The 20079-nt window shown below is 72.6% G+C and carries 18 protein-coding genes and 1 tRNA gene; 4 read left to right on the top strand and 15 right to left on the bottom strand.

Annotated elements, in window-relative coordinates; all coding sequences use genetic code 11:
- Window positions 1-98: 98 nt before the first annotated feature.
- Window positions 99-683, bottom strand: coding sequence for a TetR/AcrR family transcriptional regulator (locus tag ACRRSS_RS02825; protein ID WP_435969632.1), 585 nt, complete (start codon window positions 681-683; stop codon window positions 99-101).
- A gap of 187 nt (window positions 684-870) precedes the next feature.
- On the opposite strand from ACRRSS_RS02825, the gene ACRRSS_RS02820 reads away from it, so the two are divergent.
- The gene (locus tag ACRRSS_RS02820) at window positions 871-4227 is read left to right on the top strand and encodes a S41 family peptidase (protein ID WP_435969631.1); all 3357 of its coding nucleotides are present in this window, start codon (window positions 871-873) and stop codon (window positions 4225-4227) included.
- Between the two features lie 42 nt (window positions 4228-4269).
- On the opposite strand, the gene ACRRSS_RS02815 is transcribed toward ACRRSS_RS02820, so the two are convergent.
- From ACRRSS_RS02815 to ACRRSS_RS02795, 5 genes are all read right to left on the bottom strand, one after another.
- Window positions 4270-4794: a GNAT family N-acetyltransferase gene (locus tag ACRRSS_RS02815; RefSeq protein ID WP_435969630.1), complete on the bottom strand. Its 525-nt coding sequence runs from the start codon at window positions 4792-4794 to the stop codon at window positions 4270-4272.
- A gap of 132 nt (window positions 4795-4926) precedes the next feature.
- Window positions 4927-5112, bottom strand: a complete 186-nt coding sequence (locus tag ACRRSS_RS02810; protein WP_435969629.1) for a hypothetical protein — start codon at window positions 5110-5112, stop codon at window positions 4927-4929.
- Between the two features lie 163 nt (window positions 5113-5275).
- A complete protein-coding gene (locus ACRRSS_RS02805) occupies window positions 5276-6157 on the bottom strand; it encodes an SDR family oxidoreductase (RefSeq protein WP_435969628.1) in 882 nt (293 codons plus the stop codon).
- Complete coding sequence (locus tag ACRRSS_RS02800; protein WP_435969627.1) at window positions 6154-7083, bottom strand: alpha/beta fold hydrolase; 930 nt, start codon at window positions 7081-7083, stop codon at window positions 6154-6156. The genes ACRRSS_RS02805 and ACRRSS_RS02800 overlap by 4 nt, the downstream gene beginning before the upstream one ends.
- A complete protein-coding gene (locus ACRRSS_RS02795) occupies window positions 7080-8606 on the bottom strand; it encodes a flavin-containing monooxygenase (protein ID WP_435969626.1) in 1527 nt (508 codons plus the stop codon). Before ACRRSS_RS02795 ends, ACRRSS_RS02800 begins: the two co-directional genes overlap by 4 nt.
- 299 nt (window positions 8607-8905) lie before the next feature.
- Here ACRRSS_RS02795 and ACRRSS_RS02790 point away from each other — a divergent pair, with 299 nt between their 5' ends.
- Window positions 8906-9553: a MerR family transcriptional regulator gene (locus ACRRSS_RS02790; protein ID WP_435975232.1), complete on the top strand. Its 648-nt coding sequence runs from the start codon at window positions 8906-8908 to the stop codon at window positions 9551-9553.
- A gap of 66 nt (window positions 9554-9619) precedes the next feature.
- Here ACRRSS_RS02790 and ACRRSS_RS02785 read toward each other — a convergent pair whose 3' ends face one another.
- Window positions 9620-10423 carry an exodeoxyribonuclease III gene (locus tag ACRRSS_RS02785; RefSeq protein WP_435969625.1) on the bottom strand — a complete coding sequence of 268 codons (804 nt, stop codon included), beginning with the start codon at window positions 10421-10423 and terminating at the stop codon, window positions 9620-9622.
- A 62-nt stretch (window positions 10424-10485) separates the two neighbouring features.
- On the opposite strand from ACRRSS_RS02785, the gene ACRRSS_RS02780 reads away from it, so the two are divergent.
- Window positions 10486-10965, top strand: coding sequence for a GNAT family N-acetyltransferase (locus ACRRSS_RS02780; RefSeq protein WP_435969624.1), 480 nt, complete (start codon window positions 10486-10488; stop codon window positions 10963-10965).
- Window positions 10966-11103: 138 nt separating this feature from the next.
- Here the strand turns inward: ACRRSS_RS02780 and ACRRSS_RS02775 are convergent.
- The 7 genes from ACRRSS_RS02775 to galU all read right to left on the bottom strand — a co-directional run bounded on the left by ACRRSS_RS02775 (window position 11104) and on the right by galU (window position 16499).
- Window positions 11104-11177 (bottom strand) — tRNA-Ala (locus ACRRSS_RS02775).
- A gap of 95 nt (window positions 11178-11272) precedes the next feature.
- Window positions 11273-12301 (bottom strand): divisome protein SepX/GlpR, encoded by a 1029-nt coding sequence (gene sepX / locus ACRRSS_RS02770; protein WP_435969623.1) that lies wholly within the window; start codon window positions 12299-12301, stop codon window positions 11273-11275.
- Window positions 12302-12438: 137 nt separating this feature from the next.
- On the bottom strand, window positions 12439-13050 hold the full coding sequence (locus ACRRSS_RS02765) for a GNAT family N-acetyltransferase (protein ID WP_435969622.1): 612 nt from the start codon (window positions 13048-13050) through the stop codon (window positions 12439-12441).
- Window positions 13047-13550, bottom strand: a complete 504-nt coding sequence (locus tag ACRRSS_RS02760; protein WP_435975231.1) for a MogA/MoaB family molybdenum cofactor biosynthesis protein — start codon at window positions 13548-13550, stop codon at window positions 13047-13049. The genes ACRRSS_RS02765 and ACRRSS_RS02760 overlap by 4 nt, the downstream gene beginning before the upstream one ends.
- Window positions 13551-13648: 98 nt before the next feature.
- A complete protein-coding gene (gene moaC / locus ACRRSS_RS02755; RefSeq protein WP_435969621.1) occupies window positions 13649-14134 on the bottom strand; it encodes a cyclic pyranopterin monophosphate synthase MoaC in 486 nt (161 codons plus the stop codon).
- 57 nt (window positions 14135-14191) lie between these two features.
- The gene (gene glp / locus ACRRSS_RS02750) at window positions 14192-15583 is read right to left on the bottom strand and encodes a molybdotransferase-like divisome protein Glp (RefSeq protein WP_435969620.1); all 1392 of its coding nucleotides are present in this window, start codon (window positions 15581-15583) and stop codon (window positions 14192-14194) included.
- A gap of 4 nt (window positions 15584-15587) precedes the next feature.
- Window positions 15588-16499: a UTP--glucose-1-phosphate uridylyltransferase GalU gene (galU, locus tag ACRRSS_RS02745; protein ID WP_435969619.1), complete on the bottom strand. Its 912-nt coding sequence runs from the start codon at window positions 16497-16499 to the stop codon at window positions 15588-15590.
- A 104-nt stretch (window positions 16500-16603) separates the two neighbouring features.
- Between galU and ACRRSS_RS02740 the strand changes: the two genes are divergently transcribed.
- Window positions 16604-17197 carry a 5-formyltetrahydrofolate cyclo-ligase gene (locus tag ACRRSS_RS02740; protein WP_435969618.1) on the top strand — a complete coding sequence of 198 codons (594 nt, stop codon included), beginning with the start codon at window positions 16604-16606 and terminating at the stop codon, window positions 17195-17197.
- A gap of 18 nt (window positions 17198-17215) precedes the next feature.
- Here the strand turns inward: ACRRSS_RS02740 and ACRRSS_RS02735 are convergent, their stop codons facing one another.
- The gene (locus ACRRSS_RS02735; RefSeq protein ID WP_435969617.1) at window positions 17216-19963 is read right to left on the bottom strand and encodes a penicillin acylase family protein; all 2748 of its coding nucleotides are present in this window, start codon (window positions 19961-19963) and stop codon (window positions 17216-17218) included.
- Window positions 19964-20079 lie beyond the last annotated feature (116 nt).

Genomic DNA, 20079 nt, shown 5'->3' with positions numbered 1-20079 from the left:
CAGGGCATGGGGAGCCGGCCCGACGGCGAGAGCGGAGCGCGTCAGGGGGGTACTGCTGCTGTCGGGAGGGGTGCTCCGGCCGGGGACGCCGGTGCGGGTTACAGGTGGCTCTGGACGCCGAGCGAGGGGAGCACGACGGCGTCGACATAGGCGCTGAGGAACGCGTGGTCGACCGGCTGATCCTCGATCAGCGGGCGGGCGACGAACGCGCCGATCAGCATGTGCGGGACGAGCTTCAGCGCCGGGTTCCCGGCGTCGACCTCGCCCCGGCGGACCGCTCGGCGCAGTACTTCGTCGAGGCCGTTCATCTCGGGTTCGATGAGCAGCTCGCGCAGCGCCCGGTGCAGTTCGGGGTTGGTGTGGACGGCATGGGCCAGACCCCGCATCAGCGCGGAGTCCTTCTCCATCTGGCAGTCGTCGGTCCGGTCGAGGAGCTCGTGGAAGTCGCCGCGCAGCGTGCCGGTGTCGATCTGCGAGAGATCGGCCGGCTTGTTGTCGCGCAGCGCCCTGGCGACCAGCTCGGGCTTGCTCCCCCACTGGCGGTAGAGGGTGGCCTTGCTGGAGTGGGTGCGGGCGGCGACGGCGTCCATGGTGAGGGCGTCGTAGCCGACCTCGCGAAGGAGGTCGAGCACGGCCGCGTACAGCTCGGACTCCCGCTCGGGAGTGAGTCTGCTGCGTGCCATGGCCGTGTCTCCGTCCAGGGTCCCGGTGTAACGAGCGAAACGACTTCGTACAGTACGAAGATACCCCCGCCCTCAGCGAAACGAAACCGTTTCGTACGTGTCCTGGACCACATCGGGCGCCCCCTTCGGAGACGCCCGCATACACGTACGAGTTGCCTCACCCCCTCCGCGCGGAAAGCATGAACGGGTGAGTGACGACGTCGCGTATCTCCGTTTCCCGCACCTCCACGACGACCTGCTGTGCTTCGCCGCCGAGGACGACCTGTGGATCGCCCCGCTCGCCGCCGAGGGCCACCGCCCCGGCCGGGCCTGGCGGCTCACCGTCGACCGCACGCGGGTCGGCCACCCGCGCTTCTCGCCGGACGGGCGCCTGATCGCGTACACGAACTGGCGCAGCCTCGATCCGGAGATCCATCTGGTGCCCATCGAGGGCGGGGCCGCCCGGCGCCTCACCTACTGGGGCTCCACCGACACCCGGGTCTGCGGCTGGACACCCCCCGACAAGGACGGCCGCTCCGACATCCTCGCCGTCTCCTCGCACGGGCAGCCCTTCTCGTACTTCTCCTGGGCCTACACCGTCCCCACCGACGGGACCCCCGGCAGCAAGCTGCCCTGGGGCCCGGTCTCCGACATCGCGGTCACCGACGACACCGCCATCACCGGCGGCGCCACCGGCCCCGACCACGAGGGCGAGCGCCGCTCCCTCCTCCTCACCGGAAAGCCGCCCCACGAGCCGGCCGCCTGGAAGCGCTACCTCGGCGGCGCCACCGGCCGCCTCTGGCTGCACGGCGAACGGCTGCTGCCCGACATCGGCGGCCACCTCGACAGCCCCATGGCCGTCGGAGGCCGCGTCGCCTTCCTCTCCGACCACGAGGGCGTCGGCAACCTCTACTCCTGCCGGCCCGACGGCACCGACCTGCGCCGCCACACCGACCACGACGAGTTCTACGCCCGGCACGCCTCCACCGACGGACAGCGGGTCGTCTACCAGTGCGCCGGCGACCTGTGGATCGTCGACGCCCTCACACCCGACTCCCGCCCCCGGAGACTGGAGGTGCGGCTCGGCGGCCAGCGCGTCGGCCGGCGCCCGTACCAGGTGCCCGCCGCCCACCACGTCGACGCGGTCACCGTCGACGAGACCGGCCGGGCCAGCGCCGTCTCCGTACGGGGCAGCCTGTACTGGCTGACGCACCGCGACGGCCCGGCCCGCACGATCATCGACACCCCGGGCGTCCGGGTCAGGCTCCCCGAGATGCTGGGCAGCGGCGGCCAGGTCGCGTACGTCACCGACGCCGAGGGAGAGGACGCCGTCGAGGTCGCCTATCTGCCGCGCGCCAGCGGCGACCGTCCCCCGCGCCGCCTCGCCTCCGGCGACCTCGGCCGTGTCGAGGAGCTCGTCGCCGACCCCGACGGCGAGCGGCTCGCGATCGCCTCCCACGACGGACGGCTCCTCCTCCTGGACACCACGGAGGAGTCCGGACAGGACGCGGACACCTCCCCGGCCGAGGGCTCCGGGGGAGTCACCGAGCTGATCAGGTCCGTCAACGGGCCCGTCCGCGACCTCGCCTTCTCCCCCGACGGCGCCTGGCTCACCTGGTCCCACCCCGGCATCGGCCGCTCCCTGCGCTCCATCAAGATGGCCCGGATCTCCGGCCCCGGCGCCCGGACCGTCATCGACGTCACCAACGGCCGCTTCGAGGACGAGAACCCCGTCTTCACCCGGGACGGCCGCTACCTCGCCTTCCTCTCCTGGCGGGGCTTCGACCCGGTGTACGACGTGCACACCGGCGACCTGTCGTTCCCGCTCGGCTGCCGCCCCTACCTCGTCCCGCTCTCCTCCGCCACGCCCTCCCCCTTCGCGCTGCTCCCCGACGGGCGCCCGGCGGCCGGCGGCCTCGACCCCGCCGACGACGACACGGAGACGGCCGACGGCACGGTCACCGTCGAGATCGAGGGGCTCCCCGACCGGGTCACACCCTTCCCGGTCACCGCCTCCAAGTACTCCGCCCTGCACCCGGTCAGCGGCGGCGGCCTGGTCTGGCTGCGCTGGCCCATCTCGGGCGCGCTCGGCGAGACGTTCGCCAACCCCGCCGACACCTCCGGCCGCCCCACCCTGGAGTACTTCTCCATCACCAAGGCCCGCAAGAGCGAACTCGCCAAGGACCTCGACTGGTTCGCGGTCAGCGGCGACGGCACCCGGCTCGTCGTCGCCGACGAGGGCGAGCTGCGGGCCGTCCCCGCCACCGAGTCCGGGGACGGCGACTCCACCGTCTACCTGGACCTGCGGCGCATCCTCCACGAGGTCGACCCGGGCGCCGAGTGGCGGCAGGCCTTCGACGAGGCCGGCCGGATCGTCCGCGCCTACTTCTGGGAGCCCGGCATGGGCGGGGTCGACTGGACGGCCGTCCTCGACCAGTACCGGCCCCTCGTCGAACGGATCGCCTCCCCCGACGAGTTCGCCGACCTGCTCCGGGAGGTCGTCGGCGAACTGGGCACCTCCCACGCGTACGTCACCCCCGCCCGCCGCAACGAGGGACCACCGCACTACCAGCGGCCCATGGGCCTCCTCGGGTCCAACCTCGTCCTCCGCGAGAACGGCTGGACGGTGAAGCGGATCCTGCCCGGCGAGTCCTCCGACTCCAAGGCCCGCTCCCCGCTCGCCGGTACGGGCATCCGCGAGGGCGCCGTCCTCACCCACGTCGACGGCCGGCCCGTGGACCCGGTCACCGGCCCGTACCCGCTGCTCTCCGGCACCGGCGGCACCACCGTCGAACTCACCTTCACCCCCGCCGAGGGCGAGGGCAGGGCCCGCCGCGTCGCCGTCGTCCCGCTCGTCGACGAGCGCCCGCTGCGCTACCAGGACTGGGTCGCCAAACGCCGTGCGGTGGTACGGGAGATCAGCGGCGGCCGCTGCGGCTACCTCCACATCCCCGACATGGGCGGCTCGGGCTGGGCCCAGTTCAACCGCGACCTGCGCATGGAGGTCTCCCGGCCGGCCCTCATCGTCGACGTGCGCGGCAACGCGGGCGGCAACATCAGCGAACTCGTCATCGAGAAGCTCACCCGCAAGATCCTCGGGTGGGACCTCACCCGCAACGCCCAGCCCGTCGCGTACGCCTCCAACGCCCCGCGCGGCCCCATCGTCGCCCTCGCCGACGAGGCCACCTCCTCCGACGGCGACATGATCACCGCCGCGTTCAAGCTCCTCGGCCTCGGCCCGGTCGTCGGCCAGCGCACCTGGGGCGGGGTGGTGGGCATGACCGGCCGCCACCGGCTCGGCGACGGCACCCAGATCACGGTCCCGATGAACGCGGCCTGGTTCCCCGAGTACGGCTGGTCCCTGGAGAACCACGGCGTCGAACCCGACCTCGCGGTCCTGCGCACCCCCCTCGACTGGGCCGAGGGCCGCCACGCCCAGCTCGACGACGCGGTCCACGTCGCCCTCGCGCTCCTCACCGAGACCCCGGCGGCGAGCCCGCCGGGGTACGAGGACCTCCCGGACCGCTCCCGCCCGAAACTGCCCCCGAGGCGGGACGTCCCCTAGGGGTGTCCGGAAGGTCCCGCCCGGCCCGGCGGGCGGACGGCACTACTTTCCGGACAGGACCTGGACGCCGACGAGGCCGGGGGCGTGGCTCAGGTCCAGCTCGTACGAGGTGCCCGGCCGCCCGTCGAGCGTCACGCTCCCCACCGCGCCGAATCCGACCCGCCCCAGCACGACCCTCGACCCGTCGTTGTCGAGGGTCGTGACGGCGGTGAGCCGGCTCAGCCCGTACTCCTCGCGCGCCAGCCGGCACACCGCGCGGACGCCGGCGGTCGCCACCCCGCGCCCGGCCGCCCTCTCGGCCACCCGGTACCCCAGCTCGGCGGCCCCGTCGGCGACGCCGACGAGGTTGAACCGCCCGAGGATCCCGCCGCCCTCCCCCACGAGCACGTGGAAGTGGATCGCCCCGGTCCCCTGTTCGTCGAGCAGCGCCCGGTGCCGCTGCTCGAAGTCGGTGAAGTAGGCGTCCCCCCGGTCGGGGACGGACGCGGCGAAGTACCCCCGGTTCTCCCGCTCGAAGGCGAGCAGGGCGGGCGCGTGGTCGGATCGCAGTCGCTCAAGTACGGCCATGGGCGCCACGGTACGAAGATCCGCCCCCCGGCGCGTACGACTTTTCGGCCCATGACGCGAGGAGGCGCACCCGGTCTCCCGGGTGCGCCTCCTTCAAGGATTCCGCGAGGCTCCGCGGGAAGCGGTCCGCCGTCAGGCCTCGTAGTCCTGGTCCACGCGGTCCTGGGCCTCCTGCTGGGCCCTGCGGGTCTCGTCGCCGGAGCGGTCGCGGCCCCGGGAGGCACGCTCGGACGCCTCGTCCTTCGCCTTGCCCGCGGCCTGCCTGGCCTGCTCCTTGAGCTGCTCCGCCTTGTCCTTGAACTGGTCTGCCATGCCCATGAAGGTTCACTCCTAGAAGGGTGTGAGGGGGCCGGGGCGGTGCGCCCCTTGGGCCTCGACCAGCCTCGCACGAGCGAACATTCCACGCATTTCGATCAGTTACGTTCCGTACGCGGGGGCGCTGCGGTGCGGCCCCCGCGTACGGCCGCCGGTCGGGCGCCGGTCAGAGGCGGCCCTTACGCGCCTGCTCGTCGGCCGCGCCGCCCGCGCCCACCAGCCCCTTGGAGACCGAGGCAAGACGCGGCTCGAAGCGCTCCATCTCGCGCCGGCCGACCGTCGCGATCATGCCGGGCAGGTAGCCGCGGACCGACTGCATCCCCCGCAGCCACCACTGCGCGTACACATGGGCCGAGCGCCGCTCGATGCCCGCCACGATCCGGTCGACGGCCGGGCCGAGCGGGTACGTGCGGTTCGAGGGCCACGGCAGCCGCTGCCGCAGCTCCTTCATCACGTCGTCCTGGTCCGCGCCCCGCACCATGTCCGTGTCGGTCCAGGACAGATAGCCGACCCCGACCTTCACGCCCTTGTAGGCGACCTCGGCGCGCAGGCTGTGCGCGAAGGCCTCGACGCCCGACTTGGAGGCGCAGTACGCCGTCATCATCGGCGCCGGGGTGAGCGCGGCGAGCGAGGCGATCTGGAGGAAGTACCCCCGGGACTCCATGAGGACGGGCAGGAACGCCCGGCCCGTCACCGCGCCGCCGATCAGGTTGACCTCGATGACCCGTCGCCAGGCCGCCGGGTCGGAGTCGACGAACGGACCGCCCGCCGCGACACCGGCGTTGGCGACGACGATGTCGACCTTCCCGAACCGCTCCTTCACCTCGGCCGCGACCCGGGCCATCGCCTCGTGGTCGGTGACGTCGGCGTGCCACCAGTCGGCCTCCGTGTGGAGCCGGCCCGCGACCTCCTTGAGCTGCTCCGGCTCCAGGCCGACGAGCGCGATCCTCGCGCCGCGCGCGGAGAGCTTGCGGGCGAGGAGCTCCCCGACGCCGCGGGCTCCTCCGGTGACGACCGCGACCTGTCCTTCCAGGCTCACCCTGCTCATGCCTGCTCCTTCTCCTTCTCGTCGGACTTCGCGCCCAGGTACGTGAGGGTCAGTTCGCGGATCTGCGCGGTGACGGCCTCGGGGGCCTCCAGCGGCGTCATGTGGCCCATGCCGGCCAGCTGGACGAGGCCCGTGCAGTGCGGCAGCGCGTCCGCCATCGCACGGGAGTGGGCGGCCGGGGTGAGCCGGTCGGCGGTGCCGACGAGCACGGCCACCGGCAGCCTCAGCGCCCGCAGTGCGGGTTCGAGGTCGAGCCCGGCCAGGACCTGTGACCAGCCGTACCGGGCGCCGCGCGGGCAGGCGTGCACGATCCGGGCGCAGGCCTCGACCCGGTCCGGCGCCGAACCCGGTCCCATCGTCGCGTACTTGAGGACCTTCTTCGAGACGGCGTTGACCGGGCCGAGCGGCGCCTTCGCGCCGAGAACGGCCTTGGTCAGCCGGCTGCGCAGACCGCCGGGCCGCAGCGGTACGACGGTGGCCTCGGCCGTCAGCCGCGAGGGCCCGGTGGAGCAGAGCAGGACGGCGGCGGCGTGCTGCCGGAAGCGGGGGCGCTCGGCGGCGGCCATGATCGTCATGCCGCCCATGGAGTGGCCGGCCAGGACGGCCCGCTCGCCGGGGGCGAGGGTGGCCGCGAGCACCGCCTCCAGGTCGTCGGCGAGCGCCGTGGTCGAGTAGCCCGCGCCGCCGGTCCCGGCGGGGGCCGGGGTCCGGCCGTGGCCGCGCTGGTCGTAGGCGATGACCCGGTGGTCGGCGGCGAGGGCCTGGATCTGCTCGGCCCAGAAGGTGATCGAGCAGGTCCAGCCGTGGGCGAGGACGACGGCGGGCGCGCCCTCGGGGCCGTACACCTCGACGTGGATCGGGGCGCCGTCGGCGGAGAGGGCGGTGAGTTCGCGGGGCGTGGGCAGCGAGGTCAGGTGCCGGTTCACTGGGCGGCCTCCTTCTTGCGGGTGGTGCGCGTCTTCGTCGCGGGGGCCGGCCCGGTCGCGCGGATCACCTCGTACTCGGAGAGGTCGACCTGCCGGGTCTCGCGCCGGAACTCGCCGGTCGTGCCCGGCCACAGCGTGGTGTTGCGGCCGTTGGCGTCGAGGTACCAGCTCTCGCAGCCGCCCGCCTTCCAGACGGTCCGCTCCATCCGGGCCTGCACCTTGCGGTTCCAGGCGCCGACGGCGGAGGGCCGGACGGCGAGGGCGGCGCGGCCGCCGAGCACGTCGAGCTGGCGCAGGTAGTCGGCCATGTAGTTCAGCTGGGACTCGATCATGAGGATCATGGAGGAGTTGCCGAGGCCCGTGTTGGGGCCGATGACCGTCATGAAGTTGGGGAAGCCGGCGGCGGTGGCGCCGCGCAGCGCCTCCATGCCGCCCTTCCAGGTCTCGGCGAGGGTCCTCCCCTCGGCGCCGACGACCCGTTCGGCGATCGGCATGTCGGTGACGTGGAAGCCGGTGCCGAAGACGATCGCGTCGACCTCGGTCTCGGTGCCGTCGGCGGCGACCAGGGTCGAGCCGCGGACCTCGCGGAGTCCGGAGGCGACCACGTCGACGTTGGGCCGCGCGACGGCCGGGTAGTACGTGCTGGAGAGCAGGATGCGCTTGCAGCCGATGCGGTACGAGGGCGTCAGCTTGGCGCGGAGCACCGGGTCCTTGATGGACTTGGAGATGTTGGCCTTGGCCAGCTTCTCGACGAGCCCGAGTTCGTTCGGGTGCTTGGTGAAGGCGCCGACCTGGAGTTCGCGGATGCCCCAGAGCAGACCGCGGCGCAGGGTGCCGGTGGCGGGCACGGCGCGGTGGAGCCAGCGCTCGGGGCCGGTGATGGCCCGGTCCATGCGGCGCATGACCCACGGGGGCGTGCGCTGGAAGAGCGTCAGCCGCCCGACCTGGGGCTGGATCGCGGGCACGATCTGGATGGCGGAGGCGCCGGTGCCGATCATGGCGACGCGCTTGCCGGTGAGGTCGTAGTCGTGGTCCCAGCGGGCCGAGTGGAAGACCTTGCCGGGGAAGTCGGCGAGCCCCGGGATGTCCGGGATCTTGGGGTCGGAGAGCGGCCCGGTCGCGGAGACGACGACCTCGGCGCTGAAGCTGCCCCGGCTGGTCTCGATCTCCCAGCGGAGCGTCTCGGTGTCCCATTCCATCCGCCGCACCTCGTGGCCGAGGCGCAGGTGGGGGCGGATCCCGAAGGTGTCCGTGACGTGCTCCAGATACGCGCGGATGTGGCGCTGTCCGGAGAAGGTCCGCGGCCAGTCGGGGTTGGGCGCGAAGGAGAAGGAGTAGAGGTGGGAGGGGACGTCGCAGGCACAGCCGGGGTAGCTGTTGTCCCGCCATGTTCCGCCCACGGAGTCGGCCCGCTCCAGGACCACGAAGTCGGTGATCCCCTCGCGGCGCAGCCGGACGGCTGCACCGAGGCCACCGAATCCCGATCCGATCACCGCCACCCGTACGTGCTCGTGCTTCGCCATGCCGCCTCCCGTGCGCCCGGCCAATCACGCCAGCAATCACTGGCACAGTCGGGACTGTAGAGCAGCTCCATACCGAGCGGTAGGGGTACGACGAGGGAAAGTTACCGGCGGTACAACATAGGCTGGCGGGCGTGGCAGAAGGATCAGGCGCAGCATCGGAACCCACCGCGGGCGCACGCGACGACGCACAGGCGGGCCTACGCGCGGGCGCGCGCGAGGCCGGGCGGGCGGGCGCGCCCGAGGCCGCGCGGACCGGCCCGAACGAGACCGCCCCGCACCCAGGCGTACGCGAGTACCGCATGGAGGAGCTGGCGTCCGCCGCCGGCGTCACCGTGCGCACCCTGCGCTTCTACCGCGAACGCGGCCTGATCCCCCCGCCCCGCCGCGAGGGCCGGATCGCCTGGTACGACGAGCAGCACCTGGCCCGGCTGCGCACCATCGCCGCCCTCCTGGAGCGCGGCCACACCCTCAACGGCATCGCCGACCTCACCACCGCCTTCGAGAGCGGCCGCAACGTCCGCGAGGTCCTCGCCATCGACGTCCCCAGCGAGGAGGAACCGGTCCGGCTGACCCCCGGGGAGCTGGCCGACCACTTCGCCGGCGAGGTCACGCCCGAGAACCTCGCCGCCGCCCTCGACCTGGGCTACCTCGCCACCGACGGCGAGGAGATCGTCCACATCAGCCGCCGCCTGCTCGACGTCTCCGCCGCCCTCGTCCGCGAGGGCGTCCCGCTCGCCGAGGTGCTCAAGGCGGGCGCCCGCGTCCGTGAACACGCCGACGCCCTCGCGGAGCTCTTCACCGACCTGCTGCGCACCCACGCCGCCGAGGACGACCTGTGGCGGCTGCGCCCGCTCGCGAAGAGCGTGGTGGAGGCGGAGCTGTCGATGGCGCTGGACCGGCGCCTGCGCACCGCGGGCCCGCCGGAGGGCGACGGACCGGCCTCATGACCGCCTGACAGGTCCTCCCACGGCAGACCGCCGCCCGCGGTCGGCACGGTACCGCGCGGGAATGGCCTACATCGCGTAGACGGCGGTCACGGGAGCGTGGTCGCTCCACCGCTCGGCGTGGGTCGCGGCCCGCTCGACGTAGGCCTTCACGGCCTTGGCGGCGAGACCGGGGGTGGAGAGCTGGTAGTCGATGCGCCAGCCGCTGTCGTTGTCGAAGGCGCGACCCCGGTAGGACCACCAGGAGTAGGGCCCCTCCTGCTCGGGGTGGAGCGCCCGCACGACGTCGACGTATCCCCCGTCGGCCTCGTCGAGGACGCGTCCGAACCACTCCCGCTCCTCGGGCAGGAAGCCGGCGTTCTTCCTGTTGGCCTTCCAGTTCTTGAGGTCGGCCTCGCGGTGGGCGATGTTCCAGTCGCCGCAGACGACGACCTCGCGCCCGTCGGCGGCGGCCCGGGTCCTGAGCTCCTTCAGGTACGGCAGGAACTCGCCCATGAACCGGTACTTCTCGTCCTGGCGCTCGGTGCCGACCTCGCCGGAGGGCAGGTAGAGGCTGGTGACGGTGACGCCGGGCAGGTCGGCCTCGACGTACCGGCCGCTGCCGTCGAACTCGCTCGACCCGAAGCCGACGCGCACCTGGTCGGGCTCGCGGCGCGTGTAGAGGGAGACCCCGGCGCGGCCCTTGGCGGCGGCGGGCGCGTGGACGGTGAACCAGCCCTCGGGCGCCCGCACCTCCTCGGGCAGCTGCGCCTCCTCGGCGCGCACCTCCTGGAGGCAGACGGCATCGGCGGAGGTCCCGGCCAGCCACTCGACGAAGCCCTTCTTGGCGGCGGCGCGGAGACCATTGACATTCACGGACGTCACAGTGAGCATCCCGGGAGAATACCGACACGGGGGCCCGCGCCGGATAGTCGCATAGATGTACGATGCTCCGCATGAACATCCAGCCCACCCCCTATGACCACCCCGACGCCGTGAAACTCAACGACGCCGTGCAGGCGGAGTACGCCGTCCGTTACGACGACGAGGGCGATGTCACACCGCTGGACGCCGGGATGTTCGTCCCTCCCCACGGCCTCTACCTCCTCGCGTACGACCCCGAGGGCAACCCGCTGGCCACCGGCGGCTGGCGCACCCAGGACGAGAACGAGCAGGGCTACGCGGACGGCGACGCCGAGCTCAAGCGCATGTACGTGATCCCCGAGGCCCGCGGCCTGGGCCTGGCCCGCCGCATCCTGAGCGCCCTGGAATCCGACGCCCGCTCGGCCGGCCGCACCCGCATGGTCCTGGAGACGGGCACCGCCCAGCCGGAGGCGATAGCCCTCTACACCTCCAGCGGCTACGCGCCCTGCGCCAAGTTCGGCCACTACCGCGACCACCCGGCCAGCCGCTGCTTCGCGAAGCCGCTGACCTGACACCCCGCGGGAGACGACGGACGGAGAGAGGGGCGCCGAGAGGGGCGCCCCTCTCTCCGTCCGGCCCCCGTCCGGTCTCCGTCCGGAAAAGCAGGAATCCCGCCCGATCTTTCGATCGGACGGGATTCCCGTTGTCTGTGGACCTGTGGGGATTTGAACCCCAGACCCCCTCGATGCGAACGAGGTGCGCTACCAGACTGCGCCACAGGCCCTTGCGACGTGTGAAACATTAGCATCCCGACGGGCCCAGACAAAAATCCGTTCCCTCGCAGGTCAGCCGGGGGCCGTCACGGGCTCCCGGCCGGGGTCATTCGTTGGCCGCCCGGGGGCGGTCGTCGTCCGCGTACTGGTCGAAGAGCGGGGTGCGGCCGTGGTCGCGGTCGCGGTTCCGGTGGGGCGGGTTGGCGCGCTGACGGGGGGCCGGGGACGGGGCGGGGGCCGGGTCGGCCGCCGTGGAGGAGCGGGCGGCGCTCCAGGTCTCCGGGTCCGTGATGTCGATGCCGCTCGTGGCGCGCGGGGCGACCGGCGCGGTGACGTACGTGGGCAGCGGCACCGGCACCGGGTCCCAGCTGTCGCCGCGGGCCGGGCCGCGCTCGCGCTGCTGGTCGACCCACTCCGCGTGGTCGGTCTGCTCGACCAGGGCGCGCCGGTCCGCCTCCTGCGGGGAGGGGGCCGAAGAGGCCTCGGGCGACAGCTCGGGCGTGGGGGCGGGCCGTCGGCTCTCGCGGAGCCGGGCCGCCGCCGCCTCGGCGCGCCGCCGGTCCATCACGTACACGAAGCGGCGCCGTTCCTGCGTCCGCAGGTGCACGATGTACGCGCTGAGGAGCAGGGCGGGGACGGCGGGCACCCAGAGGAAGGCGATGCCGCCGACGGCCGCGACGACCGCGCCGAGGGTGAAGCCCGCGAAGAGGAGCGTCGTGGTGCGCCGGCGCCGGGCGAGGACCTTGCCGCGGCGGGCGCGCTCGGCGGCGGCGCCGGTGGCGGGGCGGGCCGGGGAGGGCGCGGGATCCGGTTCGCGATCCGGGAGTTCCAGGCGCGCCTCGGTCCTGGCCGCGGGCGCGGAGAAGGCCCGGACGTCGACCGAGCTGACGTGCTCGGTTTCCGCGTCCGGGTCCACGTCGGGGGTCGGGCCCTCCACCGTACGGTCCCGCTGCTTGAGCTCCTTGGCGTACCGGCGCTCCATGCCCGCCCGTCCGGAAAGCAGCCGGATGGCGGTGCTGAAGCGTTCCGTCGGACGGGCTTCGTTCAGCTCGTCCTGCCTGCGGAGCCACATCGGCACCAAGTAGGCGGCCCAGGCCCCGACGATGACTGCGTAGATGAGGCCGCTGCTGCTCACGCCTCACACGGTAGAGGGGTTACGTAACGGGCATCGGCCAATTGGCCCGGTGTGTCGCACGATCTGGCTGATATCACTGAACTTTTTTGTGATTGTTCAGATCGATTGGCTGACAACTACCGATTAAATTCGAACACTTATTTTATTCTCGCCTGACGCCAACGACGCAGAAGCCCTTCCGGGACCTCCTCGACGGTCAGCGCGAAGACCAGATGGTCCCGCCACGCGCCGTCGATGTGGAGGTAGCGGGGCCGCAACCCCTCCTCGCGGAAGCCCAGTTTCTCCACGACCCGGCGCGAAGGCCCGTTCTCCGGGCGGATGCAGACCTCCATGCGGTGCAGCCCGACCGCGCGGAAGCAGTGGTCGACGGCGAGCGCGACGGCCGTCGGCATCACCCCGCGCCCGGCCACCTCGCTGTCCACCCAGTAGCCCACGTGCCCCGAGCACATCGAACCCCAGGTGATGCCGGCCACCGTCAACTGGCCGACGAGCCGCCCCCGGTACTCGATGACGAAGGGCAGCATCCGGCCCGCGTTCGCCTCCGCGCGCAGATGGCGGACCATCTGGCGGTACGTCGGCCGCTGGGCCACCGGCCCGCCCGGGGGCGGCGGCGGAACCGTCGCCTCCCACGGCCGCAGCCACTCGCGGTTGCGCCGGTTCACCTCGCGCCAGGCCGCGTGGTCACGCATCCTTATCGGGCGCAGCACCACGTCGCCGTCGACGAGGACCACCGGCCAGGACGGGATCACGACGGTCTCGGGTGGTCGCCGCCGCGGATCTGGTCGACGGCGTGCCGCAGGATCGGCTCCAGGACGGCCAGCCCGTCCCGCACCCCGCCGGGGGATCCCGGCAGGTTCACGATCAGCGTGCCGCCCGCGACGCCCGCGAGGCCCCGCGAGAGCGCCGCCGTCGGCACCTTCTCCCGGCCGTACGCCCGGATCGCCTCCGGGATGCCCGGGATCTCCCGCTCCAGGACCCGGCGGGTCACCTCGGGCGTCTCGTCGGTGGGCGAGATGCCCGTGCCTCCGGTGGTCACGACGGCGTCGTACCCGGCGGCGACCGCCGCCCGCAGCGCCGCCTCGACCGGCGCACCGTCCGGCACGACCTGCGGGCCGTCCACGGCGAAGCCCGCCCGGGTCAGGCCCTCGACGATCAGCGGACCGCCCTTGTCCTCGTAGACCCCGGCGGCCGCCCGGTTGGAGGCGGTGACGACGAGCGCGGCGTAGGGGGCGAGGAGCGCGCCGCCCACGCCCGCGCCGAGCGCCGCCGGAGGGTGCTCCTCCCGCGCGGGGCCCTCGTGGTCGGGTGCCTCGTGGTCGTGCGCTCCGGACACCCGGCCGCCGCGGCTCACGACCCGCTCCGCGTCCAGTGGCCCGACTTTCCGCCCGTCTTCTCCTCCACCCGTACGTCGGAGATGACCGCGCCCTTGTCGACCGCCTTCACCATGTCGACCACCGTGAGGGCCGCCACCGAGACCGCCGTCAGGGCCTCCATCTCGACGCCCGTGCGGTCCGTGGTCTTCACCGTCGCCAGGATCTCGACCGCCTCGTCCGTGACCGCCAGGTCCAGCGTCACGCCGGACACCGCGAGCGGATGACAGAGCGGGATGAGCTCCGGGGTCTTCTTGGCGCCCATGATCCCCGCGATCCGGGCGGTGGCGAGCGCGTCGCCCTTCGGGACGCCCTCGCCGCGCAGCAGCTCGATCACGCGCGGCGAGACGAGGACCCGCCCGCTGGCGCGCGCCGTACGGGACGTGACGTCCTTCGCCGATACGTCGACCATGCGGGCCGCGCCCGCCTCGTCGATGTGGGTGAGACCTTGCTGCGTGCTCATCGCCGTGACACTCCCGGTCGCTGTGTGGGACGACACCGTACCCCCACCCTCGCCCCCTCAGCCGAGGAGGACCACTTCCAGCTCGGCGCCCGGCTCCACGCTCTCCGTCTCCTCGGCCACCACCAGCAGGCAGTCCGCGTGCGCGAGGGCCGCGATCAGGTGGGAACCCGCACCGCCCACCGGGGTGACGGTGCCCGCCTCCGGGTCGTACGTCCCCCGGAGGAACTGCCTCCGCCCGGCGGGTGAGGACAGCGCCTCGCCGGCGACCAGCTCCGCCCGCACCCGGGGCCGGTGCAGCTCCTCGACGCCCATGAGGGCCCGGATCGCGGGCCGGACGAACAGCTCGAAGGAGACGTACGAGGAGACCGGGTTGCCCGGCAGCGCGAGCAGCGGGATCTGCTCGGCGCCGATCGCGCCGAAGCCCTGCGGCTTGCCCGGCTGCATGGCCAGCTTGCGGAAGTCGACCTGCCCGTCGGCGCTCAGCGCCTCCTTGACGACGTCGTACGCGCCGACGCTCACCCCGCCGGTGGTCACGATCAGATCGGCCCGGATGAGCTGGTCCTCGATGGTGGCGCGCAGCGACTCCGCGTCGTCGGCGACCGCGCCCACCCGGTAGGCGAGCGCGCCCGCGTCCCGCGCGGCCGCGGCGAGCGCGAAGCTGTTGGAGTCGTGGATCTGGCCCTCGCCGAGCGGCTCACCGGGCTGGACCAGCTCGCTGCCGGTGGACATCACGACCACCCGGGGGCGCGGCCGCACCCGGACGGTGCCGCGCCCGATCGCGGCGAGGAGCCCGATCTGCGGCGGACCGAGGACCGTGCCGGCCGCGAGGGCCAGCTCCCCGGCCCGTACGTCGCTGCCCCGCGTGCGGACATGGGCGCCGGCCTCGGCGGAGCGGTGCACCCGGACCTCGCCGGCCGCGCCCTCGGGGGCGGCGCTCGCGGCGGTCATGCCGGTGGCCGTGCCCCCGCCCGTACCGCCGTCGGTCCATTCGACGGGGACGACGGCCTCGGCGCCGGGCGGCAGAGGGGCGCCGGTCATGATCCGGGCGGCCTGGCCGGGGCCGACCTCGGGCAGGCCGCCGGCGCCCGCCGCGACGTCGCCGACGACGGTGAGGACGGCCGGGAACTCCTCGGTGGCTCCGGCGACATCGGCGACCCGGACCGCGTACCCGTCCATGGAGCTGTTGTCGAAGGGGGGCAGCGCGACCGGCACCGTCACGTCCTCGACGAGGACGCAGCCCTGCGCGTCGAGGAGTTGCAGCTCGATGGGTTCGAGCGGGCCGACCGTCGCGAGGATGTCGGCGAGGTGCTCGTCCACCGACCACAGGCCGCGCGCGGGCCCCGCGCAGGGGTCGGCCGCGCCCGGGGCGTCGCTCCGCTCGCCGCCGTGGACGTCGTGGTCGTGGCCGTGGTCGTCGGGGGACGGCGACGGTGCCGGGCTGCTGCTCAAGGTGCTACATCTCCTCGCTGACGTATCTCCGGAGCCAGGCCCGGAAGTCCGGTCCCAGATCTTCACGTTCGCACGCGAGTCTGACAATGGCACGCAGATAGTCCCCGCGGTCACCGGTGTCATAGCGGCGCCCCTTGAACACGACACCGTGCACCGGGCCGCCGATCTTCTCGTCCGAGGCGAGCTTCTGCAGGGCGTCGGTCAGCTGGATCTCCCCGCCGCGGCCCGGCTCGGTCTCCCGCAGCATCCCGAAGACGGCCGGATCCAGCACGTAACGGCCGATGATCGCGTAGTTGCTGGGCGCCTCGCCCACGTCCGGCTTCTCGACCAGGTCCGTCACCTTCACGACGTCCGCGTCGACGGTCGCCTCGACCGCCGCGCAGCCGTACTGGTGGATCTGCGAGGGCTCGACCTCCATGAGGGCGATCACGCTGCCGCCCTCCCGCTCCTGGACCTCCACCATCCGCGAGAGCAGCGGGTCGCGCGGGTCGATCAGGTCGTCGCCGAGGAGCACCGCGAAGGGCTGGTCGCCGACGTGCGGGGCGGCGCAGAGCACGGCGTGGCCGAGGCCGCGCGGGGCGCCCTGGCGCACGTAGTGCATGGTGGCGAGGTCGTTGGACTCCTGGACCTTGGAGAGACGTTCGCCGTCGCCCTTCCGGCTCAGGGCCTCCTCCAGCTCGTAGTTCCGGTCGAAGTGGTCCTCCAGGGGACGCTTGTTCCGGCCGGTGATCATCAGGACGTCGGAGAGACCGGCCGCGACGGCCTCCTCGACGACGTACTGGATGGCCGGCTTGTCGACGACCGGCAGCATCTCCTTCGGCGTCGCCTTGGTCGCCGGGAGGAAGCGGGTGCCGAGGCCGGCGGCCGGGATGACAGCCTTGCTGATCCGGCCGAGCCTGGGGAGCGACTGATTCATGCGGTGCACCTTAGCCGTTCGGAATGAGAGGAAGATGTGGCTTCGGTTAACTTCCTTCACATAAAGACAGTTACGTGAGTTTCGTGGATGGACAGGGGCCCGTCATGACACCGGAGATGTCCGAAAAGGCCGTGCTGCGCAGTCGACTTCTCGCCGACCGCGCCGCGTTGAGCGCCGAATCGCTGACGCTCACCGCCGATTCCCTCGCCCGCCGAGGACTGGAACTGGCCGAACTCGCCGGGGCGTCCACCGTCGCCGCCTACGTGTCCGTGGGGCGCGAGCCGGGCACGCGCGCGTTGCTCGACGCGCTCCACGCGCGCGGGGTGCGGGTCCTGCTCCCCGTCCTGCTCCCCGACAACGACCTGGACTGGGCCGCGTACGAGGGGCGGGAGGCGCTGGCGAAGGCCGGCCGCGGGCTGCTGGAGCCCACCGGGCCCCGGCTCGGCCCCGACGCCGTCTGCACCGCCGACACCGTCCTGCTCCCGGGCCTCGCCGTCGACGGGCGCGGGATGCGGCTCGGGCGGGGCGGCGGCTCGTACGACCGGGTGCTCGCCCGGCTCACGCGCGCGGGCGCCGATCCGGCCCTGGTGGTGCTCCTGTACGCGGACGAGGTGGTCGCCCGGGTCCCGGAGGAACCGCACGACCACCCCGTGCACGCGGTGGTGACCCCGGAGGGAGTCACCCGCTTCCGGCCCTGAGCCCGGCCCGGCCCCTGGTCAGGGCCTGAGCTTCAGCGTGTCCTTCGTCGCCGCGTCGACCGCCGCCTTGCCGTACGCCCAGTCGAAGAGCTCGCCCTTCGCCCACGCGTCCGTCTGGTCGGTGTAGTGGGAGTTGAAGGCGTGCCCGGAGGCGCCGGTCAGGTTGATCCAGCGGGACTTGTCCCAGTCGCCGACGTTGACGACCATCCGCATCGACGGCACCCAGATGACCTCGTAGCCGCCGGCCGCGTTCCAGCCGGTGGCGTCGACGGCCGCCTCGCCGCCGCCCAGGTTCCACGGGCCGCGGTTGAGGAGCTGCTGCACGACGCCGGGGCCGGCGGTGCCGAGGGTCTGGTTCTTGAGGGTCAGCTGGTGCAGCCGGCCCCAGCTCCAGGTCGAGACGTCCTTGCCGAGCTTGGCGGTCAGCTCCCAGCGCGCGTCCTTCATGGCGCGGGCGAGCAGCTGGTCACGGGTCTCGGTGGCCTGGTCGGTGCGGTTGCCCGGGGTGACCCACCACTCGCTCTTCTCCTGCTTGAGGAGCGGGCGGACCACCTCGTACCAGCGGTCGCCGCCGTCCGGCTGCGCCGAGTCGGCGTCGCGCTGGCCGCATTCGCGCACGAGCTTGTTCTGCTCGTCGACCGGGCCGGTGGCGTCGGCCGGGCGGACGTTGATGCAGTCGCCCTCGGCGCGCAGCTCCTTGGGGAGCTTGTTGCCGAAGGAGAGCTTGAGGACGTTGCGCCAGACCGCGTTGAAGTAGGCGGCTGCGGCCGAGTCGGGCTCCTGGGTGTAGTCCCAGCCCTCGAGCAGCTTCTGCGCCTCGCGGACGGACGGGTCCGAGATGTCGATCTTCAGCAGGAGCGGGTTCAGCAGGGTCGCGATCTCGCTGCGGTTGTCCGTCTGCATGGTCCGCATGTCGTCCGACGAGATCTTTCCGCCGTCCTTGGTCTTCGACTCGATCAGGTCGTTGATCCGCTGGCTGCGCGAGCCGTAGCCCCAGTCCTTGGTGAGCAGGTCGGGGTACGTCCTGGAGTCGATCACGGCCTGGTTGGCGGTGACGATGTAGCCGCGCTTCGGGTCGTACTCGTACGGCAGCTGCTCGAAGGGGATGTAGCCCTTCCACCGGTACGTGGAGTCCCAGCCGGGCGCGGGCAGGGTGCCGTCGCCCTTGCTGCGCTGCGGGATCTTGCCCGGGGACTGGTAGCCGATGTGGCCCTCGGTGTCGGCGTAGATCAGGTTCTGCGAGGGGACCTCGAAGTTCTTGGCGGCGGCCCGGAACTCCTCGAAGTCCTGGGCGCGGTCGAGGGCGAAGATCGCGTCCATCGACCTGCCGGGCTGGAGCGCGGTCCACTGGAGGGAGACGCCGTAGCCGGTGCCGCGGTCGGGGGCGGCGTTGCCGACGGGGGCCTTCTGGCCGACCTTCTCCAGTTCGGAGGAGCGGTCGGAGACGAGCGGGCCGTGGCCGGTGGAGCGGACGGTGATCTTCCGGTCGCTGCCGCCGGCGACCTTGATGGTCTCCTCGCGGGTGATGAAGGGCTCGACCTTGCCGTCGACGAGGTAGCCGTCCGGGCCGATGCGCTCCAGGTAGAGGTCGGTCACGTCGGCGCCGAGGTTGGTGAGGCCCCAGGCGACCTTGTCGTTGTGTCCGATGATCACACCGGGCATGCCGGAGAAGGTGTAGCCCGACACGTCGTAACGGCAGGTCGCCGAGACCGAGCGGCAGTGCAGGCCCATCTGGTACCAGAGGGACGGCAGCTGGGGCGCGAGGTGCGGGTCGTTGGCGAGCAGCGGCTTGCCGGAGGTCGTGTACTGCCCGGAGACGACCCAGGAGTTCGAGCCGATGCCGTTGCCGTTGGGGCCGAGGAGGGCGGGGATGCCGTCCAGGACCTCGGAGAGCGCGCCGAGCTGGGACTGCGTACCGAGGTCGTCGGAGGAACCGGAGCCGGGGACGCCGCCCTCGGTCTCACCGGTGGTCAGGTCGTCGTCCTCGCCGGCCCTGGCCTTCGGGTCGAACTTCCCGGTGGACTCGTCGACCGCGCCCTGACCGACGATCGGCTGGTGGAGCGCGTACGGGTACTCCGGGTACAGCTGCTTGATCTGGCTCGCGCTCATCCGGCTCGTCATCAGCGAGCGGTCGATCTCGTCCTGCATGTTGCCGCGCAGGTCCCAGGCCATCGCCTTGAGCCAGGCCACCGAGTCGACCGGCGTCCACGGCTCGATCGCGTAGTCGTTGGTGAAGCCCAGGGCCGCGTACTCGACGGAGATGTCGGCGGGGTCCCGGTCCTTCAGATAGGCGTTGACGCCCTCCGCGTACGCCTGGAGGTACTTCTTCGTCTCCGCCGAGAGGACCTTGTCGTACTCCTCCTGCGCGACCCGGCGCCAGCCGAGCGTGCGCAGGAACGAGTCGGTCTCGACCTGGCCCTCGCCGAACATCTCGGAGAGCCGGCCCGCGGTCACGTGCCGCCGGACGTCCATCTCGTAGAAGCGGTCCTGCGCCTGGACGTAGCCCTGGGCGCGGAAGAGGTCCGACTCGTTGTCCGCGTAGATCTGCGGGACGCCGTTCGCGTCGCGCTTCACCTCGACCTCACCGGACAGCTTGTCGAGCCGGATCTCGCCCGTGGTCTGCGGGAACGAGGCCCGGACGGTGCTCACACCCCAGTACCCGCCGTATCCGACGCCCGCGACCAGGGCGAGGACCAGGACGAGGAGGATCAGGCGGGCGCGCCGCCCTTTCTTCTTGGCGGGAGGCGCGGTCGTGTTGGAGGGCATCGCTGTCCTTCGAGGGGCAGGGTGGTCCTGGAGTACGGGAGCAACCTTAGGCGCAGCGTCCGGACGGCCCGGACGCGGTGTCAGGAAGAGAACCGTACTGGTGAGCGGGAGGACGA

The organism is Streptomyces sp. Qhu_M48 (genome assembly GCF_051305195.1).
Lineage (GTDB): Bacteria > Actinomycetota > Actinomycetes > Streptomycetales > Streptomycetaceae > Streptomyces.
The sequence above is the reverse complement of the archived record's forward strand: the minus strand, read 5'-3'. Positions and strand labels throughout refer to the sequence as shown.

Bases quoted from the DNA above. Each gene is read 5' to 3' on its own strand.
- ACRRSS_RS02795 (WP_435969626.1), bottom strand. From the start codon at position 8,606: ATGGCGAAGCACGAGCACGTACGGGTGGCGGTGATCGGATCGGGATTC.
- ACRRSS_RS02780 (WP_435969624.1), top strand. From the start codon at position 10,486: ATGAACATCCAGCCCACCCCCTATGACCACCCCGACGCCGTGAAACTC.
- ACRRSS_RS02735 (WP_435969617.1), bottom strand. From the start codon at position 19,963: ATGCCCTCCAACACGACCGCGCCTCCCGCCAAGAAGAAAGGGCGGCGC.
- galU (WP_435969619.1), bottom strand. From the start codon at position 16,499: ATGAATCAGTCGCTCCCCAGGCTCGGCCGGATCAGCAAGGCTGTCATC.
- moaC (WP_435969621.1), bottom strand. From the start codon at position 14,134: ATGAGCACGCAGCAAGGTCTCACCCACATCGACGAGGCGGGCGCGGCC.
- ACRRSS_RS02810 (WP_435969629.1), bottom strand. From the start codon at position 5,112: ATGGGCATGGCAGACCAGTTCAAGGACAAGGCGGAGCAGCTCAAGGAG.
- ACRRSS_RS02825 (WP_435969632.1), bottom strand. From the start codon at position 683: ATGGCACGCAGCAGACTCACTCCCGAGCGGGAGTCCGAGCTGTACGCG.
- ACRRSS_RS02790 (WP_435975232.1), top strand. From the start codon at position 8,906: ATGGAGGAGCTGGCGTCCGCCGCCGGCGTCACCGTGCGCACCCTGCGC.
- ACRRSS_RS02740 (WP_435969618.1), top strand. From the start codon at position 16,604: ATGACACCGGAGATGTCCGAAAAGGCCGTGCTGCGCAGTCGACTTCTC.
- ACRRSS_RS02805 (WP_435969628.1), bottom strand. From the start codon at position 6,157: ATGAGCAGGGTGAGCCTGGAAGGACAGGTCGCGGTCGTCACCGGAGGA.
- ACRRSS_RS02815 (WP_435969630.1), bottom strand. From the start codon at position 4,794: ATGGCCGTACTTGAGCGACTGCGATCCGACCACGCGCCCGCCCTGCTC.
- ACRRSS_RS02785 (WP_435969625.1), bottom strand. From the start codon at position 10,423: ATGCTCACTGTGACGTCCGTGAATGTCAATGGTCTCCGCGCCGCCGCC.